8 protein-coding genes are annotated in these 7,142 nt (G+C 70.1%); 2 read left to right on the top strand and 6 right to left on the bottom strand.

What is annotated here, in order from left to right; genetic code table 11:
* Positions 1-214 precede the first annotated feature (214 nt).
* The 4 genes from ACZ3HL_RS41330 to ACZ3HL_RS41315 are packed head-to-tail and all read right to left on the bottom strand — an operon-like array spanning position 215 to position 3,906.
* Positions 215-1,297 (bottom strand): thiamine-phosphate kinase, encoded by a 1,083-nt coding sequence (locus ACZ3HL_RS41330; protein ID WP_465537228.1) that lies wholly within the window; start codon positions 1,295-1,297, stop codon positions 215-217.
* A complete protein-coding gene (gene dcd, locus ACZ3HL_RS41325; RefSeq protein ID WP_465537227.1) occupies positions 1,281-1,877 on the bottom strand; it encodes a dCTP deaminase in 597 nt (198 codons plus the stop codon). The genes ACZ3HL_RS41330 and dcd overlap by 17 nt, the downstream gene beginning before the upstream one ends.
* Positions 1,868-2,617 carry a hypothetical protein gene (locus ACZ3HL_RS41320; protein WP_465537226.1) on the bottom strand — a complete coding sequence of 250 codons (750 nt, stop codon included), beginning with the start codon at positions 2,615-2,617 and terminating at the stop codon, positions 1,868-1,870. The genes dcd and ACZ3HL_RS41320 overlap by 10 nt, the downstream gene beginning before the upstream one ends.
* Entirely contained in the window at positions 2,614-3,906 is a 1,293-nt protein-coding gene (locus ACZ3HL_RS41315; protein ID WP_465537224.1) for a helix-turn-helix transcriptional regulator, read from the bottom strand. Before ACZ3HL_RS41315 ends, ACZ3HL_RS41320 begins: the two co-directional genes overlap by 4 nt.
* A gap of 363 nt (positions 3,907-4,269) precedes the next feature.
* Here ACZ3HL_RS41315 and ACZ3HL_RS41310 point away from each other — a divergent pair, with 363 nt between their 5' ends.
* Positions 4,270-4,602 carry a hypothetical protein gene (locus tag ACZ3HL_RS41310; protein ID WP_465412440.1) on the top strand — a complete coding sequence of 111 codons (333 nt, stop codon included), beginning with the start codon at positions 4,270-4,272 and terminating at the stop codon, positions 4,600-4,602.
* On the top strand, positions 4,599-5,237 hold the full coding sequence (locus ACZ3HL_RS41305) for a hypothetical protein (protein ID WP_465537222.1): 639 nt from the start codon (positions 4,599-4,601) through the stop codon (positions 5,235-5,237). Before ACZ3HL_RS41310 ends, ACZ3HL_RS41305 begins: the two co-directional genes overlap by 4 nt.
* On the opposite strand, the gene ACZ3HL_RS41300 is transcribed toward ACZ3HL_RS41305, so the two are convergent.
* Positions 5,143-5,904 (bottom strand): class I SAM-dependent methyltransferase, encoded by a 762-nt coding sequence (locus ACZ3HL_RS41300; protein WP_465537221.1) that lies wholly within the window; start codon positions 5,902-5,904, stop codon positions 5,143-5,145. The two genes, ACZ3HL_RS41305 and ACZ3HL_RS41300, sit on opposite strands and share 95 nt — an antisense overlap.
* Positions 5,901-7,139, bottom strand: coding sequence for an RNA polymerase sigma factor (locus ACZ3HL_RS41295; RefSeq protein ID WP_465537219.1), 1,239 nt, complete (start codon positions 7,137-7,139; stop codon positions 5,901-5,903). Before ACZ3HL_RS41295 ends, ACZ3HL_RS41300 begins: the two co-directional genes overlap by 4 nt.
* Positions 7,140-7,142 lie beyond the last annotated feature (3 nt).

Below are 7,142 nucleotides of genomic sequence, written 5' to 3'. Positions count from 1 at the left end.
GGCGCGGGCCGGGGGCCGGTGTTTGCAAACCCAACTTTCGCAACCTTCAACGTTGCGAAAGTGGCTTTCGCAACCCCCGGCCAAGCACCGGCAGTACATGAAGGGGTCCTTCACGTACTCGGGCGGGCAAGAAACACCAGTACCGAACCGGGTTGGGTCTCGTGAGTGGTGAGTGTCGTCAGAACCGTCCTCACCACTCACGACCGGCCGCAGGTCAGCCCGCCCGCCTGCCGAGAACCTCGGTGATCAGCTTCGGCACCTCGCCGCCGTGCCAGGAACTGGGCGAGAAACGCTCCTGCGCGATCCCTTCCCAAAGTTCGCCGTCGTCGAGCGAAATGCCTTCCTCGCGGGGTACGAGGCTGCCGATTTCCTGGGCCGCGACGCCTTCGCCGGCGAGGGTTTTCTTGGCGAGTTCGACATCCTGCGCCCGCACGGCGACCACGAGTGTCCAGTCACCCCAGGCCTGTGCGAGCTCGAAGCGGCCGAGCCCCGACTGCGCGCAGACGTCGGCGGGCGCGTCGTCCAGCCGGATGTCCGTGCTGATCCGCGCGCCGAGACCGTTGGCACCGCACAGGGTTCGCACGGTCGGGAAGAGACCGTCGGAGACGTCCATCGCGGCGCGTGCCAACCCTGTCGTGGCGAGAATCCTGCCCGCGGCCACCTGGGCCATCGGGCGGCAGGCGCGCTCGCGGATGTCCGCGAAAAGCGGTTCGGCGAGCCGTGCCTGCTTTTCGACGAGCAGCGCGTACGCCCACAGATAGCCGGGCGAACCGACCAGCAGCAGGCGATCCCCGGCTTCGGCGCCCGCGCGACCGAGCCGTCCGCCGGGGACGCACCGGCCGATCGCGGTCGCGGTGAGCTGCCGGACCGGGCCGTCCCGGAGATCGCCGCCGACGACCTTGGTGCCGTGCACCTCCGTGCAGTCGTCCACGCCGTCGAGAAGCCGCCGGAACTCGCCCGCCGTGGTCGTCTTCGGGAGCGTGTAGTTGACGACCAGGCCGAGCGGGGTGGCGCCGGCCGCGGCCAGATCGGAGAGGTTGATCGTCGCCAGCAGCCACCCGGCGTGGTAGGGATCCGTTTCGCCGAGGATGGTGACCAGCGGCGTGGGGCAGCTGTCGGTGGTGGCGACCAGTTCGCCGCGAAGTCCTTCCGCGGCGTCGAGGACCGCGCAGTCGTCCCCGAAGCCCCGGACACCGCCGTAGCGCGGCCGCAGGATGTGCTCCAGGATCGCGTGCTCGCCCAGTTCGCCTAGCCGGACGTCGTCGCCGACCGGCGAAAGTTCAGTTACGCCCGACATGATCCGCCAATCGGGACGGGGCGACGTCGTGGTCGCTGGAGTAGTTGTCCGGCATCGTGCCGTAGGGCTGCTCGCTGCCGGTGGAGGCGAACAGCATCAGGTTGCAGATCCGCGTTCCGGGGTGCAGGAGTACCGGATGCCGCAGGTGGTTCACGATCTCCAGGGTCAGCACGGCGCCGGTCTCACTGCCGAAGCCGGGGCTGACCTGACCGCACAGGACGACGCTGATGCCGAGCCGCGCGTAGTCGCTCGTGCCGTCGACGAGCCCGGCGAGCCTTTCCGAAAGCCCGATCTTCTCCAGCGTCGGCGCGAGAACGACTTCGCCGGGCTCGACGCGCAGCCTGCCATCGGCGTCGAGTTCCTTCGGCCGGAGCTCCGGATACGTGCTCCGGTCGGCGATGTCGACGGTCCCGGTCGATTCCAGCGCGAACGCCTTACGTCCGAGCCGGAGGCTGATCGCGGCGGGACGGACGAGGCCGGGCTCGAACGGGGTGATCGTGAGTTCCCCGGTGCGGTGCGCGCGTTTGATGGCCCGGTCGGTCAGGATCCCGCGGCGCGGGGCGAGCCAGGTCAGCGGCATGACGCCACCGCTTTCACGACGGCGCCGACCAGGACACGGAAATCGGTTTCGGTCAGTTCGCCGTTGGGCTGGTCGTCGGACTCGCCGGGCTCGCAGTACACGACCGTGGTGCCGGTGCGGTGCGGCCCCTGGACCACCACCGTCGCGGTCAATCCCGCTGTGATGGGCCGGACCGTGTGCACGACGGCGGTGTCGCACGAGTAGACGTCGCCGAGCCGGACGTGCGGGGTCTTCTCCACCGCGAGCCGGGCGGTGCCGTCCGCGAGCAACGCGGCCGGATTCGCCGGATCGGCGCCGTAACGGTACCGGTCGTACGGCTTCCCGCCTTCTGTCGTTTCGTGGAACTCGACCATGTGGAGGCCTTCGCCCGCGACGATGGCCGAGGCGAATTCCCATCGATGGCTGTGCGGATTGGACTCGCCGCGGGACGGCTCCGCGGAGTCCGGCCAGACATGGAGCCGGATGCGGAAATCGGCCGACGCGTGGAGCACCATTTTGGCGAATCCGTTGGGATGCCAGTAGGAACGTTTCGCCGCGGCGTGGACGGCTTCCTCGTCGCCGAGGATTTCTTCGAGCCACGAAAGGAAAATGCCGGGGGAGTCCTGTACCCGGTGCGCGACCGTGCGCAGCCAGGGAAGGTCCGCGTCACCGTGGCCGGGGCGGCTCCCGGTGAGGTCACGGAGGAACGCGTGCGCGCCCGCGGGAGCGGCCGTGAGGTTCGGGGGCGGGGTGTCGATCATTCAGTCGTACCTGGAGTTCCTGGAGGGCTGAGCGGGGGCCCGGCGGCGGCCAAGGCGGCCGCGCGGAGCGCGGTGACGGCGTCCAACGTCTGCCAGATGGGTAGGTCGCCGCTTCCCCAGGCCCACAGTCCCTGATCGGCGTCGTAGCGCTCCCAAAGGGTTCCGAGCGCCCGGTTGAGCCGGGGGAGTGGCAGGAAGGGGGCGGTGGCGAGCGCTTGGACGACCCAGGCTGCGGTGAAGTGCCGGATGATGATCCGGGTCGTTCCTTCCCCGTCGGGGCGAGGCCGTTCGAGATCCTCGGCCACGCCATCGTCCGAATGCGACCGGTCGATGAGCCATTGTGTGGCTTCGTCGGCCGCCTCTCGGACGTCGTTGCGATCTTCACGGCTGCGCAGGACTTCCCGCAGAGCGACGACCGAGCGAGCGGTGTGCACCACCGAAGCCTCCGGGGCGACGAGCCCGGCCTCGTTCTTCTCCGGCCACAGCTGTGAGCCGTCGAAGTCGAGCCGGGCCGCCAGGAGGGCGTCGATCAACCGGTCGGTCAGCGGGGCGTCCGGCCGGAGCCGGACCGCCGTGTGCAGCACGGCGGACAACAGGTAGGGGCGGGTCCTGCTGTACGGGTCGAGCGACCCTTCGAGCTGGTCCAGCCCTTCGTCGGCGGACATGGTGCTGGTGCGGAAGAGCGCGTCCACCACGGACGCGGTCGTCTCCGGCCGTTTGCCGCCCGCGCGGCCACGCCAGCCCTGTGCCGATTGAAGCCGGTACAGATCTTCGGCGAGCGTATGTAGGTCGATGTAGGGATCGCCTACCACCAGCATGGTGTTGATCCCGTACGCGGTGCTGAGCGCCTTCGGGCCGGTGCTCTTCTGCAGGTTGTGCCGCCAGCCCAGCGGTTTCCCGTGCTCGTCCCGGATCAGGCGCTCGGCGAGTTTGGCGCCGACGGTGTGGAAGACCTGCAGCAGTGACCGCGAGGTGTCGACGATGGCGGCGTCACCGGCGGCGGGCGGCGTGTGCTCGTGGGGTGAACGGGCGGTCTCCACCAGCGTGAACAGCGCGTTCGCGGCACGGAAGTGATCGTCGAGCTGACGCGCGTTGTGCGCCGACGGCAGGTATTTCCCGGTCTCCCACTGGGTCAGGTTCGCCCTGGTCACGCCGATGATCCGGGCGGTCTCCGCCTGCGTTTCGCCCGCGGCCTTGCGCAGCCGCCGCAGCTCACGTCCGACACCCGACGCGGTAACGGTTTCCGCATCGGGGCTTACCGGCCGCCGCCCGGCCGATGTAGGCTTCATGTAGGCACTAGACACGGGCTTACCTACCTTTGGTAGGCAATGTAGGGCGGTGACTGAACGTGCACACAACGGGGAGAGTACAGCAAGAGGATCGGACCGTGCTGGCGCGTGGGTCAACGTCGTGTCACAACGTGCCGGGAGCCGCGATAGGCCCTGTTCTGCCTGGTCCTGGCGTGCGTGACCCACCTGGTCGCGAGTACTGGTCCGACCCGGGCACGGCCGGAAAGTGGATGCTGTCAGCCATCTGAATGTGACGCTGCGCATCTGACCCGGTTCGCGTCGCCTGTGGACCACACGAATGCCGGAGTAGGCGCCGTGTGGGCCGACCCGAGTTCGCGCTTGGCTGCATCGGGGGTGAACCTCATGTCCCACCACGAGAACCACACGGCAGCGCCCCGATCCTGGTTCGATCGGCTTCTCGAACGCTTCCACGAATGGCTCTTCGCGACCGGCGAGGACACGCGCGCGGCCGCTCGCGGCTGGCAGGTGTCGCGGGTGCCGGACAGCAGGCGCCGCGTCTACCGCGACCCCCGCTGGGACACCGTCCACGCGTGCGCGCCCTGCGGGGGCACGGGGTGGTGGCCCTACGAGGACGCCGTTTGCCCGGACTGCGCCGGTGCCGGTGTCGTCCGCTCCATTCCCGCGGCGGCCGTGGCCGCCGAGCACATCGCCGAACGGACAGGAGGAAGGTCATGAGCCGTTGGCAGGAACCCCAGGCGATCGCCGAGCTGGCCAGGGAGATCACGGTGGTCAGGAGGCCCAACCCGATCGTCGCCTTGTACCACTGGCGGTACGAGATCGGCGCGCTGCTCGTACTCCCGTACGCGTTGTACTCCCTGTTCCAGGCGGTCGGCCCGATCTGGGGCGCGGTCGTGCTGTTCGGTGTCGCGAACTGGCTGTTCTACTGGCGCTCGGCGCGGCGATTCCTCCGCGACCGGCTCCGCTCGATCGTCGTGCAGCACCGGCTGCGGACCGGATTCGCCCGGGCCAGGGTGTGCACGCTCGACGGCAAACTGCCGATGATCCTGTGGACCAAACCGCGCGGCGACGAGATCGAGGTCACCGTGTTCTGTCCGGCCGGGGTCGGCTACGAGCGCATCGAGCAGCGGCGGGCTCTGCTCGCGGCGGCGTGCTTCGCCTCCGACGTTCACGTGTACCGCCATCACAAACGCGCCGACGTGGTGCACCTGTCGGTCTGCACCGCACGCTTGCGCAAGGACGCGAAAGAGGACGAGGTCAAGCCCGCGCGACGATATGCCGGGCAGCCGGACGGTGCCGCCATTCCCCTGCCGGGGACCTTCGCAGGAATTCCGCGCGCAGCGCGGCGATGAACTCTTCACCGCGCGCGTCCGCCAGCGGCCGCATCGGTCCTGACCGGGTGTGCGCGGTGAAGAACGTGTCCGCGTCGGGGTGGGTCATCGGGAACGACAAGGGCTCGTCCCGTTCGGGCACGACGTCTTCCAGCGCGGGCACGAGCCGTTCTTCCCAGGAGCGATCGCCCGCGGGGACGCGTTCCCGCAGCACCTCGGACAGCACCGTGAACGGCCCGCCCGGTTCGGTGCTGTGCGGCCAGTAGACGACCGAAAGCACGCCGCCCGGGCGCAGCGCGCCCGCCCAGGACCGGAGTGCGGCGTCGGGTTCGGGTAGTTGCTGGAGGCCGAAGACCGAGACGACCGCGGCGGCCGAGGCCGGTTCGAGTTCCGAGGCGTCACCTTCGACGACGCGCACAAGCGGGTTGCCCGCGGCCCGCTGCCGCGCCCTCGCGGCCATACCCGCGGACAGATCGAGGCCGACGATCTCGCGGCCTGGCAGGCGCGCGCCGAGCTCGTCGAGCTCCGGGAAGGTACCGCAGCAGGGGACGACGACGGGGCCTTCGGGCAGTACCGCGGGGAGGGCGTGCACCGCCGCGGAGACCCATGGCGCGAACCGGGGAACGTAGTAGGCGTCGTAGCCGGCGGCGGCTTCGTCCCAAGCGCGGGCTAGGTGTTCAGCGGTCATCGTGTCTCCGCAAGGGATTCGAAGGCGGCGAGCCGTCGCCGCAGGTGTGCGCGTTCGGGTTCTGTCGGGGCGAGCGCGATCGCTTCGCGGTAGGCCGTGGCCGCCGCGTCATGGCGGCCCAGCCGTTGCAGCAGATCGGCCCGGGCGATCGCGAAGGGAGGATAGCCGCGGAGCAACGGTTCACCGGTCAGTTCGTCGAGCAGCGCGAGCCCCGCGGCCGGGCCGTCGCGCAGGGCGACGGCTACGGCGCGGTTGAGCGCGACGACGGGGGAGGGATCCAAGGTCAGCAGGACGTCGTAGAGCGCCACGATCTGCGGCCAGTCGGTGGTTTCGACGTCGGCCGCTTCGTCGTGCAGGGCCGCGATCGCGGCCTGCACCCCGTACGGGCCCGGCGGGCCACCGGTCAACGAGGCGACCACCAGGTCACCGCCCTCTTCGATCAGCTCCCGGTTCCACCGGCTCCGGTCCTGCTCCGCCAGGAGGACCGGTTCACCGTCCGGCCCGGTCCGGGCGTCCCGCCGGGCGTGGACGAGCACCATCAGCGCGAGCAACCCCGCCACCTCCTGATCGGCGGGCATGAGCCCGCGCAGGACGCGGCCGAGCCGGATGGCCTCCTCGGCGAGGTCGGCCCGCTGCAGACTCGCTCCCGAACTGGCCGCGTAGCCCTCGGTGAAGATCGAGTACACCGCCTGCAGCACACCCGGCAGCCGCTCGGGTAGTTCGTCCGGTCCGGGAACGCGGAACGGGATGCGGGCCTCGCTGATCTTCTTCTTCGCCCGCACGATCCGTTTCGCCATCGTCGGCACCGGGACGAGAAAGGCCCGTGCCACTTCCGGCGTGGTCAGCCCGGCGAGAAACCGCAGCGTCAGCGCACCCCGGTCCTCGACGGGCAGGGCGGGATGGGCGCAGGTGAAGAACAGCCGCAGCCGCTCGTCCGGCAGGTTGTCACCGGCGTCCTGTACGGGATCGGCTCGGTCCGCTTCCACCTGCAGGACCGCGAGTTTGGCCGCGTAGGCCTGGTCACGGCGCAGCCGGTCGACGGCCTTGCGCCGCGCGGTGGTCATCAGCCACGCGCCCGGCCGCGGCGGGACACCGTCCACCGGCCAGCGCTCCAGCGCCGCTTCGATTGCCTCGGACGTGACCTCTTCGGCCAGGTCCAAGTCGCCGAAGCGGCGCACGAGCGCGGCGAGGAGCCTGCCCCGTTCCTCGCGGAACACCGCCTCGACCGACGCCATTCC

The organism is Amycolatopsis sp. NPDC000009 (assembly GCF_055563465.1).
This window is presented reverse-complemented; position numbering and strand designations above follow the sequence as displayed.